Raw genomic sequence first — 18,529 nt, forward strand, 5'->3', positions numbered from 1 at the left:
GAACATTCAGTGAGACGTTCGACGGAGCCGACCAGCCTGTCGAAACGCCTTGCAAAGGCGCGCCGACAGCCTGCCGACGCAAAAAAGGCGCGGCAGTATAGCGCGCCTGCCCCGGTGAAACACCTGCGAGTGGTCAGGACCATGGTCTGGCCGGTGGCCGGCATCCTTTTTGCTGCTCGGCACAGTACAGGGCATTAGAATCGACGGGCACGCGGTCGCGTCCATCGGCACAAGGGGTTTGAAGAGGTGAGTGAACATGCCCGAACTTAGCGTGGGCACGCGTTGTTGGACAGTGCCGACTGGCGCCAACTTGCTCGATACCTTGAACGAGGCAGGGCTTGATGTGCCCTACAGCTGCCGTGCAGGGCGCTGCCATGCGTGCCTGGTACGGTGCGAGCACGGGTTGCCCCTCGATGCCCTGCCAGAAGCCCTGGCGTTGGACAGGCATGCCTTGGGCTGGCGCCTGGCCTGCCAGTGCCGCGTGGTCGAAGACTTGCGCGTGGACGTGTTCGATCCCTTGCGCGACGGCGTAGGCGGCGTTGTCAGCGAACTGGACTGGTTCGGTGATGTGTTGCGGTTGCGCCTGCGGACCGAGCGCAGCGTCCGCTACCAGCCAGGCCAACACGCGGTGCTCTGGTTGGGTGGGGTGGCGCGGCCTTATTCACTGGCCAGCCTGCCGGGTGAGGATGATTGCCTGGAGTTTCATATCGATTGCCATCGCCCCGGTGCTTTCTGTGACCAGGCACGGGCGCTGGGGGTGGGCGATGCGTTGCGCCTTGGCGAAGTCAGGGGTGGGGCATTGCATTACGACCTTGACTGGCAGGACCGGCCATTATGGCTACTGGCTGCCGGTACCGGGCTTGCACCGCTGTGGGGCATCGTGCGCGAAGCGTTGCGTCAAGGGCATCAGGGGGAGATCCGGTTGCTGCACGTGGCCCGCGACCGCGCAGGGCACTACCTGGCAGCACCGTTGCAGCAGTTGCCAGGTGTGAGCGTGGAACTGGTGGTGACAGCGCAGCTGGAGGAAACACTGGCGGCGCTGCGGCCTTCATCGAGACAGACCTTGGCCCTGCTGTGCGGCGCGCCCGCCAGCGTCGAACGGTTTGCCCGAAGGCTGTTCATCGCCGGCGTGCCGAGGGGGCAGGTGTTCGCAGACAGCTTTGTCGAGCACGTCTGAGCCGACGTGTCTGCAGTGCCTGCACAGGGCCGCTTGCTCACGGAGGAACGCGCGCGAAGCGACCCTGGCTCGTCAGCCGATCAGCCGACCAGCGGATCACCGACATGCAGGATCTTCATGCCGTTGGTCCCGCCGATGGTGTGGTAGCTGTCGCCCTTGGTGAGGATCACCCAGTCACCTTGCTCGACCAGCCCACGCTTGAGCAGCTCGTCCACGGCGGCCTGGCTGACCTTGTCGGCCGGCAGCGATGCCGGGTCGAAATCGATCGGGTACACACCCCGGAACATCGAGGCACGGGCCTGGGTAGCGCGGTGCGGAGACAGGGCGAAGATCGGTACGTGCGAGCGCAGGCGCGACATGATCAGCGGGGTATAACCGCTCTCGGTCAGGGCGATGATCGCCTTCACACCTGGGAAGTGGTTAGCTGTGTACATGGCTGCCAGGGCGATGCTTTCGTCGCAGCGCTCGAACGTGGTGTGCAGGCGGTGGCTGGAGCGCTGGCTAGTCGGGTGTTTCTCGGCACCCAGGCAGATGCGCGCCATGGCCTGGACGGCTTCGATCGGGTATGAACCGGCGGCGCTTTCGGCCGACAGCATCACGGCGTCGGTGTTGTCGAGCACGGCGTTGGCCACGTCGGACACTTCGGCACGGGTCGGCATCGGGTTCTGGATCATCGACTCCATCATCTGGGTCGCGACGATCACTGCCTTGTTGTTGCGGCGGGCGTGCTGGATGATCTTTTTCTGAATGGCGATCAGCTCGGCGTCGCCGATTTCCACGCCCAGGTCACCACGGGCAACCATGACGGCGTCGGAGGCTGCGATGAGCTTGTCGAGGGTTTCGTCGTCGGCAACCGCTTCGGCGCGTTCGATCTTGGCCACCAGCCAGGCGCTGCCACCAGACTCGTCACGCAGCTTGCGGGCGTATTCCATGTCGCTGGCGTCACGCGGGAACGACACGGCCAGGTAGTCCAGATCCATCTCGGCAGCCAGCTTGATGTCGGCCTTGTCCTTCTCGGTCAGGGCCGGTGCAGTCAGGCCGCCACCTTTGCGGTTGATGCCCTTGTGGTCCGACAGCGGTCCACCGATGATCACCACGCAGTGCAGGGCGTCGGCGGTCGCGGTTTCGACGCGCATGACCACGCGGCCATCGTCGAGCAGCAGTTCGTCGCCAACGCCACAGTCCTTGACCAGGTCGGGGTAGTCGATACCGACGATGTCCTGGTTGCCTTCGGTCAGCGGATGAGCGGTCGAGAAGGTGAAGGTGTCACCGACTTTCAGTTCGATGCGCTTGTTGGCGAACTTGGCGATGCGGATCTTCGGACCCTGCAGGTCGCCGAGCAAGGCCACGTGACGGCCATTCTTGGCAGCGATTTCACGGATCAGGCGGGCGCGTGCCTTGTGCTCGTCCGGAGTGCCATGAGAGAAGTTCAGGCGAGCCACGTCCAGGCCGGCGAGGATCAACTGTTCGATCACTTCCGGCGAATTGCTGGCGGGGCCAAGGGTGGCGACGATTTTGGTACGGCGGATGGTCATGCACAGACTCCTATAGTGAAGCGCAACGAGAGGCTACTCCTGAATCGGGCTGTAGTCATCGTTAGGTTGCACTACCTGGCTTTGGAAAACTGTGCAGGTGACAGTCGCGCGCGTTTGCTGGCTGGCGTGGTCGAGCCACTGCACGCGATACGTGCCGATCGTTGAAGAATCCAATGGGCCGGCCGATATGCTGTTCAGCAAAGGAGACTCCCATGCGCATGCTGATCGTTTTAGCCCTCGCGGCCAGTGCCGTCGGGTGTACCCGCTGGTCCATGGACCACCATCTCAACAATGCCTACCGCGCTTATGATCGCGGTGATTGCCAGCGGGTAATGTTGGAGCTGTCCCAGGTCGACCGCACCAGCCGCGCCCGGCCTTTCATCCACCCGGAAGTGGCGTTGCTGCGCGGGCAGTGCCTGGAGCGGCAAGCGTTGTACGTGGATGCCGCACAGACCTACCAGTACCTGATCCAGCGCTATCCGGGCAATGAATATGCCTACCGTGCCCAGGCGCGTCTGCAAACATTGGAGAAGCTGGGTCATTACCGGGGTGGCGAGCCGGCCGTGACCAGGCCAGCGACGAGCGTACCTTGGCGCTAATGCCAAGGTGTGCTGTATTGACGGGGAGATTTGTCGCAGCGTGCGCTAACCTGTAACTCAACTGATACAACAACCGCCAGTACCAGGCGTTCCTGGCATCGCGGACGGACTGACCTTGACGCTATTCAGTAAACGACATATCGACCGCCACCAGTTGCCCTTTGTCCTGAAGGTATTCAATCGCTTCAATGGGCAGGAGATGGGCCAGCTGGGCAATGCCTCTGAAAATGGCATGATGCTGATCAGCGAGCTGCCGGTCATGGTGGGCCCCGATTACGAATTGCAGTTGCGCCTGCCGTTGACGGGGGGTGGGCATCAGTTCGTCAACCTTACGGCCAGTTGTCTGTGGTGCCGCGAGGACCAGACGCCTGGGTACTACGATTCGGGCTTCATGTTGTTGCAGGCGCCTCGCGAATACGACGACTTTGTGCGCTCCTTGCAGGAGTACTTCAGTTTTCGCGCCTCCTCTACCTCGGTTTGACAGGTCGGTATTGCCGATTGCTGATGCCCGTCCATGAGATCGGTCCGGGTCAGTAGGGGCTGTGTAGCACGGCCTACTGGCCCCAAGTCGCTTCATTGGCCCGACGTCAGGCCCGGCTCAACGCGTTAGAATCAGGGCGAACCTGCAACAGGACGGCCCTGTGACTTCAAGCATTTTCTGGCATGACTACGAAACCACCGGCATCAACCCGCGCTGCGACCGGCCCGTGCAGATGGCAGGGGTGCGTACCGACCTCGACCTGAATGAAATCGCCGAACCGATCAACCTCTATTGCCGCTTGTCGGATGACATATTGCCGCATCCTGCTGCCTGCCTGGTGACGGGCGTCACGCCGCAACAGTTGGCCGAAAAAGGACTCGGCGAGGCCGAGTTCATGGCGCGCGTGCATGCCGAACTGGCGCAACCCGGTACCTGCGGTGCCGGCTACAACACGCTGCGTTTCGACGACGAAGTCACGCGCTACAGCCTATACCGCAACTTCTTCGACCCTTACGCACGCGAGTGGCAGGGCGGTAACAGTCGCTGGGACCTGATCGATATCGTCAGGACCGCGTTCGCGTTGCGTCCCGATGGCATTCAATGGCCCCAGCAGGAAGGGCGCATCAGTCTGCGCCTTGAGTTGTTGAGCAAGGCCAACGGCCTCGAACATGGCCACGCACACGAGGCACTCTCCGATGTTCGGGCGACCATTGCCCTTGCCCGGCTGATACGCGAGAAGCAGCCAAAGTTGTACGACTGGTTGTTTCAGCTTCGCAGCAAGCACAAGGTCATGGAGCAGATACGGCTGCTGCAGCCGATGGTGCATATTTCTGGACGTTTCAGTGCTGCGCGTCATTACTTGGGCGTCGTGTTGCCTTTGGCCTGGCACCCTAAAAACCGCAATGCATTGATTGTTTGCGATCTGCATCAGCAAACCCTGCCGCTGATTGAAGAGCGCGCCGAAACTTTGCGCCAGCGGCTCTATACCCGTCGAGAAGCCCTTGGCGAAGGCGAGCTCCCTGTACCGCTCAAACTCATCCAGATCAACCGCTGCCCGGTGGTGGCGCCCCTTTCTGTATTACGACCGGCTGATCAAGCGCGTCTGGGGATTGACCTGGACGCATTACAACGACGCGCCGAGGCATTGGTCCGTCAACAGGATCAATGGCAGGAAAAACTGGCACCTATTTATACGCAAGACGGTTTTGCGGCCAGTGACGATCCTGAACAGCAATTGTATGAGCGGTTTCTCGGCGAGCGTGACCGGCGGTTATGCGATCAAGTGCGTTCGCTGGCGCCCGCCCAGTTGGGCGCCGGGCAGTGGATGTTCGATGATCCACGCTTGGCCGAATTGCTCTTTCGCTACCGTGCACGTAACTTTCCCGACACCTTGAACGATGAAGACAGGGCGCGATGGCAGGATTTTTGTAGGCAACGTCTGACTGACCCCCGCTGGGGTGCGCCCAATACCCTAGGTGATTTCGCCCAGGCCCTGGCCGCAGCCTGGCCTGGCGCGGGTGAAGCAGGACAGCAAGTGCTGACAGCCTGGCAACTGCATGCCAACGCGTTGCAAACGCGGTTTGCCGTCAATTGAAAGCCCATAAAAAAACGCCGGTTATAAACCGGCGTTTTTTACGTATATCAAATAGCGAGCAATGGACAATCAGTCCAGCAGGGTTGCCCAGCTTTCTACCTCGTCACCGCCCCATTGAGCTTTCCACTCTTTCAGGGTTTTGTGGTTGCCACCTTTGGTTTCGATGACTTCACCGTTGTGCGGGTTTTTGTATTGCTTGACCTTGCGCGCGCGTTTGGTGCCAGTGGTTTTCACGGCGCCACGCGGCAGTTTGCTCATCTTGGCATCAGGGTCGAGCAGGGCAATGATGTCACGCAGCGACTTGGAATATTCGCCCATCAGGGTGCGCAGTTTGCCTTCGAACTCCAGTTCTTTTTTCAGCTTGTCATCCTGAGACAGGTTGGCCAGGCGGGCCTGAAGTTCCTTGATGGCTTCTTCGGTAGCACGGTACTCGTTGATCAGGGACATGGAGTGTTCCTTAATGCGTGTTCGGAAATGTGTGGAGCAATAGTAAACAGGCAATTCTCGCAAGTAAACATATGATTGATGTATTAACAGTTGATTAGCTGTGACACTAATTTTCCACGTGAACAAAAATTTACATAGGTTGCCGTTTCATCCATAAACCTTGTCGGAAGATTCCCGCCTGATAGGCACAGCGGCCCTATGCAGCACGTCGCAATCATTACTGCGTTTTTCTCAGCGTGCCGCTAGAATAAGCGCCTTTGCGAGTTCTGGAGTCTTATTCATGCGCACCTACCGTCTGGTGATCGCTTGCCCCGACCGTGTCGGCATCGTGGCGAAAGTCAGTAATTTCCTGGCCTTGTACAACGGCTGGATCACCGAAGCCAGCCATCACTCCGACGAGCAGACTGGCTGGTTCTTCATGCGTCATGAAATTCGCGCCGAGTCGCTGCCCTTCGGTATCGAGGCATTCCGCGAAGCGTTCGCGCCCATCGCCGAAGAGTTCTCCATGACCTGGCGCGTGACCGATTCTGCCCAGAAAAAGCGCGTCGTGCTGATGGCCAGCCGCGAATCCCACTGCCTGGCCGACCTGCTGCACCGCTGGCACAGCGATGAGCTCGATTGCGACATTCCCTGCGTCATTTCCAACCACGACGACCTGCGCAGCATGGTCGAGTGGCACGGTATTCCGTTCTTCCACGTTCCAGTAGACCCCAAGGATAAAGCCCCGGCGTTTGCCGAGGTGTCACGCCTGGTGCAGGAACACGCAGCCGATGTGGTCGTGCTGGCGCGGTACATGCAAATTCTGCCGCCGCAACTCTGCCAGGACTATGCTGAGAAGGTCATCAATATCCACCATAGCTTCCTGCCATCGTTCGTCGGCGCCAAGCCGTACCATCAGGCGGCGCTGCGTGGCGTGAAGCTGATCGGTGCGACCTGCCACTACGTGACCGAAGAGCTGGACGCCGGCCCCATCATCGAGCAGGACGTGGTGCGGGTTACCCATGCCGACAGCATCGAGGACATGGTCCGCTTCGGGCGCGACGTGGAGAAAATGGTGCTGGCCCGCGGCCTGCGCTATCACCTGGAAGACCGGGTTCTGGTGCACGGCAACAAGACAGTGGTGTTCGACTGATAGCAGGGCTGCTATCAACCCTCTTGAGCAACGTGAGGATCGACCAATGGGACGGCGCGGTACGCCTACAGCCTCTCCACCCCCTGTAGTGGGCCAGGGTTGCCTGGCCCGCTACGATCCAGACGCGTTGCAGGACACCGACGGCACCGACTTCCCCGGTGCCGCTGCGCTTTGGCAAGCGCTCAACCCACCTGACGCCGCCAGCGCTCCAGCAGCGGACGTGCCAGCAGGCACACGAACACAGGCCCTCCGGCGAGCAGATACAGGTAGTAAGTGATTGCGCGCCAGATCAGGATCGCCGCTGCCGCCGTCGAGCTGCCCACCATGGGTGTCAGCAGGCTGGCCGAGGTCAGCTCGGCAGCGCCTGCGCCGCCGGGCATCATGCTGAACTGACCGGCGCTGAGCGAGAGCATCTGGACCAGGAAACTGGGGATCCAGGCCAGCTCCACGCCCAGGCCCTTGACCACTAGGTACAGCACGCTAAAGCGCAGCCCCCAGTGGACGCACGTCAGGCTGAACACCAGAAACAGGGTGCGCTTGGGTAGCTGCCAGGTTTGCGCCAGTGCCTGCACGAAACGAAGCAGCTTACGGGCCCAGCGCCGTTTGCGCGGTGCGCTGGTACCCAGGCGCTGCAGCAGCCTGCCATTCAGCCGCATCACCTTGCGCCGGTAGCGCAGCAACGCCACCACGCCTGCCAGCGCCGCGCACAGCAGTGCCGCACTGCCCAGCAACATGCTTTCCTGGCTGCGCCCCAGGCTGTGAAACAACGCATAGCCGGCGATCGCCAGCATGGCGCAGAAGAAAAACACCAAGTCATTGAGCTGATCCATCGCGAACACCGCGCCGCTGCGGGCTGCGCTGATGCCCTCGCGGGCCAGCAAGGCCATCAGGGTCAGGGGACCGCCGCCACCACCTGGAGTGGTACAGATGGCGAATTCGGTGGCCATGACCACACCCAAGGTGCGCACCCGCGACACGCGCACTGCCTGATCGCCTAGCAGCAGGCGCATCCGGCAGGCGTTGATCACCCAGCACAGCAGAATCATGCCCACCAGCGTCATCAACAGCTGCGGGTCGAAGCGGCTCAGCTTGGGCAGCAATTCGCTGCCGCCCAACAGTGCCGGCACCAACGCTGCGCCCAGCAGCGCCAAGCCCAGCAGCAGCCAGCGGTTCATGCTGCCACCTGCCGCTCCAGCCAGGCTGACTTGGTCAAGGGTTCGCGCCCGTCTTCGATCAGTTTTTCAAGGGTGCGCAGCCAGTAGTCCCGTGAGTATTGATGGCGCATGTCCACCGGGTGCAGCCCCAGGCGCAGGGTGTTAGCACCTTGCCAGCGTCGACATTGCCAGTCGCTGAGCACCCGCGACACACCACGGCGCCAGGCGCTGCGCGCGCTCCAGACCAAACCGGGTGCATCGATGGCGGTAAAGTCCGGCAGGCGATAGAGGTGCTGCGGGGTGCTGGTGTATTTGAGCGGCAGTTGGCGCAGCGCTTGCCGCGTGCCCTGGCTCATCAGCCACGCGGGGGCCACGAAGCCTGCTACGGGCCAGCCTTGACGGTCGAACAACGCCAGGCCGTCTTGTAGCCGGGCGATGGCCTGGTGTTCGTCCAGCGCGTAGAACTCGCCTTCATGGGTATAGATCCGCCGCATGAAGTAGTCCACGGGCGTACGCGGCGTGGGGCCCTCATCGGCATGGGCATAACCGTGCAGGGCCAGCTCGTCACCCGCGGCCAGACGGCGATCGAGCAACTGGCAGAAGCCGGGAGACTGAGTCAGCAGGTTGCGCCGATGAAAGTCGGGCACCACCAGCCAGGTCATGGGCACGTTACCCAATGCATCGACCGCCTGCACGAACGGCTCGTAATCTGGCCACGTCTCTGGGGCCACATCATGCAGCACCAGCATCACGCTACGGGAACGGGTACCGGACTCAAGCATGTGCCCGCACCTGCTGTTGATGGCCAAGTACAGCCTGGTAATGCTCAAGCAGGCCATTGACCACGTTGTCCCATGAGTAATGCTGCTCTACATGTCGCCTGGCCTGTGCACCGAGCTTGCGCGCCCCGGCTTCGAACGCCTCGCGCACCGCCAGGGCCATTGCTCGGGCATCATTGGGTTGGCACAAGCGCCCGCACTGGTCGTTGACGATTTCGCCGAAGGCGCCGGCACGCACTGCAACCACGGGCGTGCCACTGGCCATGGCTTCGAGGATGACCAGGCCGAAGGTTTCCTGGTCGCCGGCATGCACCAACAGGTCGGCGCTGGCCATCAGGCGAGCCACCTGGTCAGGTGGGCAGAACTGGCCGATCACGCTGACGTTGTCGGGCACATTGGCGGGCATGTTGGACCCCACCAGCAGCAGGTGATACCCGCGCCCCAGCTGCCGCATGCAGTCGAGCAGCACGGGCAGGTTCTTCTCCCGAGAGCCTCGGCCTGCATAGATCAGCAGCCGGCAGGTGTCGGCGATGCCCAGTTCGGCCCGCACCTGTGGATCGCGGCGTGCGGGGTTGAAGGTTTCCAGGTCCACGCCCAGCGGCTGCACGTGAACATCACGTACCCCCAGGCGGCGGAGCTTGTCTGCCATGACCTTGCTCGGTGCGAGCACGCGGTCGAAATTGCCATACAACTTGCTGACATAGGCCTCGACGTTGGGCGTGAACCAATTACCCATGCGGTTGCTCACCAACAGCGGCAGGTCGGAGTGATAGAAACCAATGACCGGTACGTCCAGCTGACGGCGCGCTTCAAGCGCCGCCCAGGCGGTCAGGTACGGGTCGCCGACCTCGATCAGGTCTGGCTTTAGCGTGCGCAGCGTGTTGCACCATGGCGCCAGGCGTACCGGAAAGCGGTAGCCTTTGCCAAAGGGCAGGGGTAGTGCAGGCACATGATAGACACCGCCTTCATGCCGAGCGCTGGCGCCGGGGATCAACAGGCTGTGACGGACACCTTGTAGGGCATCCAGGCGGTGGTGTTTGGCATCAAGGTAAGTGCGTACGCCGCCGCTGGCCGGGGCGTAGAACATGGTGATGTCGGCAATGTGCACGATCTGCATCCCTCCGGGATCGTCTTTCGGGTCTGTCATCGCGCGGTAACGAAACCGGCGTTGACATGCCATGAAGTTGACCTTTCAGAAGGATAGTTTGTTCGATCAGCTTGTGCGGTTGATCGCCCGGCAGCCGAGCGCCAGGCAAAGGCGCTCGGCGGGTCGGTGCCGGCTTCAGATACGGAAGGTGCCGACCAGGTGTTTCAGACGGCTGGCCTGCTGTTCCAAGTCGGAACAGGCACGCAGCGTCGCCTGCAGGTTTTCGACGCCTTCCTGATTGAGCATGTTGATTTCGTTGATATCCATATTGATGGCTTCGACCACGGCCGTCTGCTCCTCGGTGGCCGTGGCCACGGACTGGTTCATGCCATCGATTTCGCCAATACGCACGGTGACACTGTCCAGCCGCTCACCGGCCTGGTTGGCGATCTGCACACTGTCCAGGCTGTGGCGCTGGCTCTGGTCCATGGTATCGACCGACTCGCGGGCGCCCACTTGCAGCTCCTCGATCATGCCCTGGACCTGCTGCGCGGATTCCTGGGTGCGATGGGCCAGGTTACGCACTTCGTCGGCCACCACTGCGAAACCACGACCCGCTTCACCGGCACGCGCGGCCTCGATGGCGGCGTTGAGCGCCAGCAGGTTGGTCTGCTGGGAAATGCTGGTGATCACTTCGAGAATCTGGCCGATGTTGACGGTTTTACTGTTGAGCGTCTCGATGTGGGCGCTGGACGTCACGATCAAGTCGGAAAGCCGGTTCATGGCGGCGATGTTGCGATCGACCACTTGCTGGCCTTCTTCAGCCAGACGCCGTGCAGAACTTGCATGCTGAGAAGCCTGCGCCGCATTGCCGGCGATCTCCTGGGCGGCAGCGCCCAGCTCGTTGATGGCGGCCGCCACGCTGTTGGTGCGGTTGGATTGTTCGTCGGAATTGGTCATCGACGAATTGGACGCACTGATCACACGCAACGCGACTTCGTTCACCTGCTCGGTGGCCGAGGACACTTCACGGATCGAGCCGTGGATACGCTCGACGAAGCGGTTGAAGGCGTTGCCCAGGATGCCGAACTCGTCGTGATGGTGGATGCGCAGGCGCTTGGTGAGGTCGCCTTCGCCCTCGGCGATGTCCTCCATGGCCCGTGTCATGGTGTGCAGCGGCTGCATCAGCACACGGATCAGCAGCCCCAGCAGGGCGATGATGATCACCACGGCCACCACGGTGGCGATCACGGCGGAGGTGCGGAACGTGCTGAGCATCGCGAAGGCCTTGTCCTTGTCCACCGACAGGCCGATGTACCAGTTGGCCGAAGGCAAGCCGGTCACCGGTGTGAACGTCAGCAGGCGGGCATGGCCGTCACTTTGCACTTCGGTCAGCTCAGGGGTGAGCTTCGGTGTGCGCTCGGGGAACAGGTCTGACAATGATTTCATCACCAGGCCTTGATCCGGGTGGACCAGGATCTTGCCTTGGTCGTTTACCAGGAAGGCATACCCCATGCCGCCGAAGTTCAGCGAGTTGATGATTTGCGCCAGGCCGTCCAGTGCCAGGTCACCACCGACCACTCCCACCGAATCGGCCACCTTGTCGAGGATGCCGATCACCATCTTGTTGGTGGTCATGTCGATGTAGGGTTCGGTCAGCAGGGTGCCGCTGGCACTCATGCCATCCTTGTACCAGGGGCGTGTGCGGGGATCGTACCCGTCAGGCATCTTTGCATCCGGGCGCACGCTGAAGCTGCCATCGACCCTGCCCAGGTAAACGGTAAGGAAACTCGATATCAGCGCCTGCTGGCCCATCAGGGTTTCAGCATTGGCCGGTTGCTGGGCGATATTCTGCGCTAGGTTCTCGACCAGTTTGATACGTCCCTCGAACAAACTGCGGATGTTGGTCGACGTAGAGGCGCCCATCTCAGTCAGGTAGTCCTGAAGGTCCTCGCGAATCGCATTACGCTGCAGGTAATCGTTGTAGAGGGTGAACAGGCTGAATGCGAGGATCACGATCAGTGATGCTGCCAGCAGAATCTTGTGGCTGAAACGAAGGCTTTTGTTCATGAAATCATCGGGTCCGCTAAGGTTTTGTATCAGGCGTTCGCAGCTGTAGGGCCCAGCCAGTGCAACATCCCGAAAAGTCCTTTTTCGGTTGTTCTCTCTGAGTAAGGCGAATATCACCCAGAGGTATCGGCCGAAGTAAGACAAAGCTTGAGCAGAGGATTAAAGAGATGTCGGAATCTTCATTTATCGTTGTAGGATCAAGCCCTGATGGCCAGCCCGTAGGGCAAGCGATGCGGCTTGCCAACCGGCACGGGTTGGTGGCGGGGGCCACCGGTACCGGCAAGACCGTGACCCTGCAACACTTGGCCGAGGCTTTCAGTGATGCCGGCGTGGCGGTGTTCGCGGCCGACGTCAAGGGCGACCTGTGTGGGCTAGGCGCCAAAGGCGCGCCTGAGGGCAAGGTGGCCGAGCGCATCGCAGGGATGCCTTGGTTGCACCACCAGCCACAGGCCTACCCAGTCAGCGTGTGGGACATCGCGGGCCAGTCGGGGCATCCGTTGCGTACCACGATCAGCGAAATGGGGCCTTTGCTGCTAGGCAACTTGCTTGAGCTCACCGATAGCCAACAGGCGGCGCTGTATGCCAGTTTCAAGGTGGCCGATCGCGAAGGCTTGCTGTTGCTGGACCTCAAGGACCTCAAAGCGCTGCTTGGCCACCTGAAGGACAACCCGCAGGTGCTGGGCGAAGACAGTGCGCTGGTTACCGGCGCGTCCGTCCAGGCGTTGCTGCGCCGGCTGGCCACCCTGGAGCAGCAGGGGGCAGAGGCGTTGTTTGGTGAGCCGGCATTGCAGCTCGAAGACATTCTGCGGCCCGACCCGGATGGGCGAGGGCGCATCCATTTGCTCGACGCCAGCCGCCTGGTGCATGAGGCACCCAAGGTCTACGCCACGTTTCTACTGTGGCTGCTGGCCGAACTGTTCGAGCAACTGCCCGAGCGTGGTGATGCCGAAAAACCGGTGCTGGCGCTGTTCTTCGATGAAGCGCACCTGCTGTTCAAGGACACGCCCAAGGCCTTGCAAGACCGCCTGGAGCAGGTGGTGCGGCTGATTCGCTCAAAAGGGGTCGGGGTGTATTTCGTCACCCAGTCCCCAGCCGACCTGCCCGATGCAGTCCTTGCCCAGTTGGGCCTGCGAATCCAGCATGGCTTGCGGGCGTATACGGCCAAGGAGCAGAAGGCGCTACGCGCCGTAGCCGAGGGCTTTCGCCCCAACCCTTCATTCGATGCATTGTCCTCGCTGACCGAGCTGGGCATCGGCGAGGCACTGGTCGGCACGCTCGAGGACAAGGGAACACCTGCCAGTGTGCAGCGAGTGCTGGTCGCCCCACCGCAATCGCGCATCGGCCCGTTGAGTGAGGCCGAGCGCAGTGCACTGATTGCGCGGTCCCCCTTGGTTGGCCGTTATGACAAACCCATAGACCGGGAGTCGGCTTACGAAAGGCTCAACCAACGCAAGGGCGAAGCGGTGGAGCCCGCGCCGCAACCCAAGGCTGATGACAGCAGTTTCGCTGAAAAGGCGGGCGAATTTCTGCAAGGCGCGGCCGGGCAGGCGATCAAGTCGGCGATGCGTCAGGCTGCCAATCAACTGGGGCGGCAGCTGGTGCGCGGGCTGATGGGCTCGTTGCTGGGCGGGAAAAAGAAGTAGCTGCGCGGTGTGAAACCATCGCCCATAAAAAAGGCGCCCGACGGCGCCTTTTTCTATGGGCTGAGGTCAGCCGATTGCCTTGGACGCCAACCAGAACAGGCCGGCGGCAAGCCCCATCGAGGCGGGCAGGGTCAGCACCCACGCCATCAGGATGGTCTTCACCGTACCGCCCTGCAGGCCGCTTTTGTTGGCGACCATGGTGCCGGCAACGCCGGAAGACAGCACATGCGTGGTTGAAACCGGCAGCGCGAACACGTTGGCCATGCCAATGGCGCAGGCCGCGGTGATCTGCGCCGACATGCCCTGGGCATAGGTCATGCCCTGTTTGCCAATCTTCTCGCCGACGGTCAACACCACGCGGCGCCAGCCAACCATGGTGCCCAGGCCCAGGGCCAGGGCAACGGCCACGATCACCCAGAACGGAGCGTACTCAGTGGTGGCGGTCAGGTCCTTGCGCAGCTTTTCCAGGTCGGACTTTTCACGCGCATCCAGGCCCGGCAACTTGCCAACCTTTTTCGCGGTGTCGTCCAGGCACAGCAGGTAACGGCGTACTTCTACACGCTTGTCCGCGTCCAGGGCCCTGTAGTCGGTCACGCCCTGCAGCGAGGACTGCAGCGCGGCGATGGTCGGCTCGGTCTGCTGGGGATTGCAGCTGAACTGTTCAGGCAGGTCACTGGCCTTGGCCTTGCCCAGCGCCAGGAATTCGCCCAGCGTGGCAGCGTTGCGCTCGTAGAACTGGCTCATGTGCAACGTGGCATCACGGGTGCGTTCGATCTGGTAGGTGGTGCTGTTCAGGTCGAGCACGAACTTGGCCGGTACGATGCCGATCAATACCAGCATGATCAGGCCAATGCCTTTCTGACCGTCATTGGAGCCGTGCACGAAGCTCACGCCCATGGCCGAAATCACCAGCACCAGACGATTCCAGAAAGGCGGGTGCTTCTTGTCGTCCAGTTTGCGGCGTTGCTCAGGCGTCTTGTGCATCTTCGACAGCGGGCGCCACCATTTCAGGCCAAGCAGGACCAGCGCGGCCACGGCAAACCCGGCGATCGGCGAAACCACCAGGGACATGGCGATATCGATGGCTTTCTGCCAATTGACGCCGTCACCCAGCGGAATGTCGTTGATGAGCGCGTTGGCCAGGCCCACGCCCAGGATCGAGCCGATCAGGGTATGCGAACTGGACGCAGGAATACCGAAGTACCAGGTGCCCAGGTTCCAGGTAATAGCTGCGGCCAGCAGCGAGAAGACCATGGCCAGGCCGTGCCCGGTGTTCACATTGATCAGCAGCTCTACCGGAAGCAGGTGCACGATGGCATAAGCCACCCCGACCCCACCCAGCAGAACGCCAAGGAAGTTGAACACGCCGGAGAAGAACACGGCCAGGTGTGGTGGCATGGCTTTGGTGTAGATGACGGTGGCTACCGCGTTGGCGGTGTCATGAAAGCCATTGATGAACTCGAAGGCGAGCACGAAGGTCAAGGCGAGCAGCAAGCTCACCAATACCCAGGCATCCAGTCCGCTGAATAAATCGATCATGAAGGTTGTCTGGCGGTCGTAGGGGGGCCGGATTATGCCAGAAAACGTTGGCAATCGATGCACCCGCGGCAGCCGCTGATCATGTCGCCCAGGTCAGAAATTGCCGTCTGCCACTGCACGTCGGTCAACATTATCGAAGCCAAATGAGTTCAACGTCAGCGAAAAATCAGCAAAATGCGCGGAAGGTGAGGCGGTTAATCGTTTTAAACGCCCGTATGAAATTTGTGAAATTCCATTACAACCATTGCGCCAGAGCAATTACGCGCTCTGGGCACCCCTAGCGCTTTGACGATTGGGCAAAGGGCTAGGGGTTAGCGCTGCGCAATTCCTTCTCCATGCGTTCCAGCTCCTGGCTGAACGCCTGGTCGCGCATGTTGGCGCGTTTGCGCCAGGGTTTGCGTTCCGGTTCCGGCTGTGCCGCATAGGTGGTCACTTCGCCGCCATACACATCCTTGAAACGCTCAGCCTGGCGCTCGAGTTCTGCGCGCAGTTCTTCTTTTGTCACATGCAGTACCTGAATTGAATTGGAAAGAGGACCGCCCTGTCGGCGTAAACCGTTAGACGATATCGACACTTAACTTGCCGGCGGGACCTGGATCGACGCGTCGTCCAACTAGACGACCGGAGTATATCAACACTCGAATAAGGCCAGTGTGATGGGATTGGCCCGACGGGCAATCAAAGACATGTCGATATTAAGAAAACCACAACGTGTGAAAGTTCGATATCGCACGTGATGCACACCGCAAAAACAAAACGGCCCCACCAATTGGCAGGGCCGTTGCCTGGGACTTCTACGGTGGGTACCTGACCAGTCTCTCCAAAGAAGCCACAAGTGGCACTGGAAAGGTATAAGCAAACGTGTCGCCGGTCAATTGCGATTATCGGCCGGTTGTTCGATAATCGCACAAGTCGGCGATTTTGTTGAGGTGTGCGATGAATGACGATAAAACAGCCCGTGACAGTGCTCTGCCCGAAGCAGCACGCAGTCCGGCACCCGCCCTGGCCCCGCCAATCGTGGCATCGCCGGCCAAACGCATTCAGGCGTTCACCGGCGATCCTGACTTCATGACCTCCCTGGCGCGTGGGCTTGCCGTCATACAGGCATTTCAGGAACGCAAGCGGCACCTGACCATCGCGCAAATCAGCCATCGCACCGAAATACCTCGGGCGGCAGTGCGCCGATGCCTGCATACGCTGATGAAGCTGGGCTACGCGACCACCGACGGGCGTACCTACTCCTTGCTGCCCAAAGTGCTGACGCTCGGCCATGCGTACCTGTCATCGACACCCCTGGCCATTTCCGCGCAGCCTTACCTGGACCGTATCAGCGACCAGTTGCACGAGGCGGCCAACATGGCGACCCTCGAAGGGGACGACATTCTGTACATCGCCCGCTCGGCGACGGTAGAGCGCCTGATCTCGGTAGACCTGTCGGTCGGTGGACGGCTCCCGGCGTATTGCACGTCCATGGGCCGCATCCTCCTGGCGGCCATGGACGACACCAGCTTGCGCGAATACTTCGATCGTGCCGACCTCAAGGCCCGCACCAGCCGTACCCTGCACGACGCCCCGTCGCTGTTCGCCTGCATCGAGCAAGTGCGTAGCCAGGGATGGTGCGTGGTCGACCAGGAACTCGAACAAGGCCTGCGCTCGGTGGCCGTGCCCGTCTACGACGCCTCAGGCCAGGTACTGGCGGCGCTGAACGTCAGTACCCACGTCGGGCGTGTACCGCGCAGTGAACTGGAACAGCGGTTTCTTCCCGTACTACTGGAAGCCAGCCAAGAGCTCAGCCATCAGCTGTTTGGATAAGCGCGAAGGCTTTAGGATCATTACAGCCTGCTGACAAAGCGTTCGATAATCGCCCAGTTCAGCCTTGAGCTAATTGTGACGGCCCCGCCTTTGTCCCTAACCTGATGCCCACCCGGCGGACAGGTTGCAGTGACCCGATTGTGCCTGTATCGCCGGCGCCCATGGTCACTGCAGGAGACGCAAGATGCGCGAGGTCTATATTTGTGATGCCGTTCGCACGCCCATTGGCCGGTTTGGTGGCGCCCTTGCCAGCATCCGGGCTGACGACTTGGCGGCGGTACCGCTCAAGGCATTGATCGCGCGCAACCCGGGTGTGCACTGGGCGCACCTGGACGAGGTGTTTTTCGGTTGTGCCAATCAGGCGGGCGAAGACAACCGTAACGTGGCACGCATGGCGTTGCTGCTGGCCGGGCTGCCTGAATGCGTGCCGGGTGTCACCCTCAACCGCTTGTGCGCTTCGGGCATGGAGGCCGTCGGCGCGGCGTTCCGCGCCATCGCCTGTGGCGAAATGGAGCTGGCCATCGCGGGCGGCGTGGAGTCGATGTCCCGAGCGCCGTTTGTCATGGGCAAAGCGCAAAGCGCTTATTCACGTACCATGCAACTGGAAGACACCACCATCGGCTGGCGTTTCGTCAACCCGCTCATGAAAGCGCAATACGGTGTGGATGCCATGCCGCAGACGGCGGACAACGTAGCTGACGACCATGGCATCTCCCGCGCCGACCAGGATGCGTTTGCCTTGCGCAGTCAGCACAAGGCCGCAGCGGCGCAAGCTGCCGGGTTTTTCGCCGAGGAAATCGTGCCGGTGTGCGTCGCGCACAAGAAGGGTGAGACCTGGGTAGAGCACGATGAGCACGTGCGACCCGATACCACCCTTGAGGCCTTGGCCAGGCTCAACCCCGTCAATGGCGTGGGCAAAACGGTGACGGCGGGCAATGCATCGGGGGTCAACGATGGCGCGGCAGCGATGATCCTGGCGTCTGCCGAGGCCGTGCACACCCATGGCCTGACCGCTCGCGCCAGGGTACTGGGCATGGCCAGTGCGGGGGTGGCCCCGCGGGTCATGGGCATCGGGCCGGTGCCTGCGGTACGCAAGCTGATCGAGCGACTGGGCATCGACATCAGCGTATTCGATGTCATTGAACTCAACGAGGCCTTCGCCAGCCAGGGGCTGGCCGTTCTTCGCGCGCTAGGGGTGGCGGACGATGCGCCCCAGGTCAACCCCAACGGCGGTGCCATCGCACTGGGCCACCCGCTGGGCATGAGTGGTGCGCGCCTGGTACTGACGGCGCTACACCACCTTGAGCGCACAGGAGGGCGCAAAGGCTTGGCCACGATGTGCGTAGGTGTCGGTCAAGGGCTGGCGCTGGCCATTGAACGGCTTTGAGGGAGCCTGCGCCCGGGTGCCTCAGAGATGAGGGCAGCCGGCAGCGCCTCGCTGCACTTGATTGCACACCACGCGGAACGACTGTGTAACCAG

16 protein-coding genes and 1 pseudogene are annotated in these 18,529 nt (G+C 61.5%); 8 read left to right on the plus strand and 9 right to left on the minus strand.

All coding sequences use genetic code 11. The features are described from left to right. Positions 1–256: 256 nt before the first annotated feature. Positions 257–1,177, plus strand: a complete 921-nt coding sequence (locus B2Y33_RS22130) for an iron-sulfur-binding ferredoxin reductase (RefSeq protein ID WP_206405664.1) — start codon at positions 257–259, stop codon at positions 1,175–1,177. A gap of 80 nt (positions 1,178–1,257) precedes the next feature. On the opposite strand, the gene pyk is transcribed toward B2Y33_RS22130, so the two are convergent. Next, entirely contained in the window at positions 1,258–2,712 is a 1,455-nt protein-coding gene (gene pyk / locus B2Y33_RS22135; protein WP_027914526.1) for a pyruvate kinase, read from the minus strand. Positions 2,713–2,924: 212 nt separating this feature from the next. Between pyk and B2Y33_RS22140 the strand changes: the two genes are divergently transcribed. The 3 genes from B2Y33_RS22140 to sbcB all read left to right on the plus strand — a co-directional run bounded on the left by B2Y33_RS22140 (position 2,925) and on the right by sbcB (position 5,386). After that, on the plus strand, positions 2,925–3,311 hold the full coding sequence (locus tag B2Y33_RS22140; protein ID WP_023534272.1) for a hypothetical protein: 387 nt from the start codon (positions 2,925–2,927) through the stop codon (positions 3,309–3,311). 115 nt (positions 3,312–3,426) lie between these two features. Continuing rightward, positions 3,427–3,792, plus strand: a complete 366-nt coding sequence (locus B2Y33_RS22145; RefSeq protein ID WP_206405665.1) for a PilZ domain-containing protein — start codon at positions 3,427–3,429, stop codon at positions 3,790–3,792. A gap of 160 nt (positions 3,793–3,952) precedes the next feature. After that, positions 3,953–5,386 (plus strand): exodeoxyribonuclease I, encoded by a 1,434-nt coding sequence (gene sbcB / locus B2Y33_RS22150; RefSeq protein ID WP_049696488.1) that lies wholly within the window; start codon positions 3,953–3,955, stop codon positions 5,384–5,386. A gap of 69 nt (positions 5,387–5,455) precedes the next feature. On the opposite strand, the gene mvaT is transcribed toward sbcB, so the two are convergent. Next, entirely contained in the window at positions 5,456–5,833 is a 378-nt protein-coding gene (gene mvaT / locus B2Y33_RS22155; protein ID WP_023534419.1) for a histone-like nucleoid-structuring protein MvaT, read from the minus strand. Between the two features lie 280 nt (positions 5,834–6,113). Here mvaT and purU point away from each other — a divergent pair, with 280 nt between their 5' ends. Continuing rightward, a complete protein-coding gene (gene purU / locus B2Y33_RS22160; protein WP_027914530.1) occupies positions 6,114–6,965 on the plus strand; it encodes a formyltetrahydrofolate deformylase in 852 nt (283 codons plus the stop codon). A 182-nt stretch (positions 6,966–7,147) separates the two neighbouring features. On the opposite strand, the gene B2Y33_RS22165 is transcribed toward purU, so the two are convergent. The 5 genes and pseudogenes from B2Y33_RS22165 to B2Y33_RS23335 form a co-directional block, all read right to left on the minus strand. Further along, complete coding sequence (locus B2Y33_RS22165) at positions 7,148–8,140, minus strand: lysylphosphatidylglycerol synthase transmembrane domain-containing protein (RefSeq protein WP_088522922.1); 993 nt, start codon at positions 8,138–8,140, stop codon at positions 7,148–7,150. Continuing rightward, entirely contained in the window at positions 8,137–8,901 is a 765-nt protein-coding gene (locus B2Y33_RS22170; RefSeq protein ID WP_027914532.1) for a DUF2334 domain-containing protein, read from the minus strand. Before B2Y33_RS22170 ends, B2Y33_RS22165 begins: the two co-directional genes overlap by 4 nt. After that, the gene (locus B2Y33_RS22175) at positions 8,894–10,015 is read right to left on the minus strand and encodes a glycosyltransferase family 4 protein (RefSeq protein ID WP_027914533.1); all 1,122 of its coding nucleotides are present in this window, start codon (positions 10,013–10,015) and stop codon (positions 8,894–8,896) included. Before B2Y33_RS22175 ends, B2Y33_RS22170 begins: the two co-directional genes overlap by 8 nt. Positions 10,016–10,180: 165 nt before the next feature. Then, positions 10,181–10,945 (minus strand): methyl-accepting chemotaxis protein, encoded by a 765-nt coding sequence (locus B2Y33_RS23330; protein ID WP_371259667.1) that lies wholly within the window; start codon positions 10,943–10,945, stop codon positions 10,181–10,183. Positions 10,946–11,038: 93 nt separating this feature from the next. Then, positions 11,039–12,055, minus strand: a pseudogene (locus B2Y33_RS23335) (HAMP domain-containing protein); the annotation flags it as partial. A 167-nt stretch (positions 12,056–12,222) separates the two neighbouring features. Here B2Y33_RS23335 and B2Y33_RS22185 point away from each other — a divergent pair. Then, the gene (locus B2Y33_RS22185; RefSeq protein WP_027914535.1) at positions 12,223–13,698 is read left to right on the plus strand and encodes a helicase HerA-like domain-containing protein; all 1,476 of its coding nucleotides are present in this window, start codon (positions 12,223–12,225) and stop codon (positions 13,696–13,698) included. Between the two features lie 66 nt (positions 13,699–13,764). Here the strand turns inward: B2Y33_RS22185 and B2Y33_RS22190 are convergent, their stop codons facing one another. After that, complete coding sequence (locus B2Y33_RS22190) at positions 13,765–15,237, minus strand: inorganic phosphate transporter (RefSeq protein ID WP_023534437.1); 1,473 nt, start codon at positions 15,235–15,237, stop codon at positions 13,765–13,767. 304 nt (positions 15,238–15,541) lie between these two features. Continuing rightward, the gene (locus B2Y33_RS22195; protein ID WP_027914536.1) at positions 15,542–15,742 is read right to left on the minus strand and encodes a hypothetical protein; all 201 of its coding nucleotides are present in this window, start codon (positions 15,740–15,742) and stop codon (positions 15,542–15,544) included. Positions 15,743–16,173: 431 nt separating this feature from the next. Here B2Y33_RS22195 and pcaR point away from each other — a divergent pair, with 431 nt between their 5' ends. Together pcaR and pcaF are read left to right on the plus strand one after the other, a co-directional pair. Further along, positions 16,174–17,049 (plus strand): pca regulon transcriptional regulator PcaR, encoded by an 876-nt coding sequence (gene pcaR, locus B2Y33_RS22200; protein ID WP_230396010.1) that lies wholly within the window; start codon positions 16,174–16,176, stop codon positions 17,047–17,049. Between the two features lie 184 nt (positions 17,050–17,233). After that, positions 17,234–18,436 (plus strand): 3-oxoadipyl-CoA thiolase, encoded by a 1,203-nt coding sequence (gene pcaF / locus B2Y33_RS22205; RefSeq protein ID WP_206405666.1) that lies wholly within the window; start codon positions 17,234–17,236, stop codon positions 18,434–18,436. The last annotated feature ends 93 nt before the right edge of the window (positions 18,437–18,529 follow it).

Source organism: Pseudomonas sp. UBA5666 (assembly GCF_002420785.1).
Classification (GTDB): Bacteria; Pseudomonadota; Gammaproteobacteria; order Pseudomonadales; family Pseudomonadaceae; genus Aquipseudomonas; species Aquipseudomonas fulva.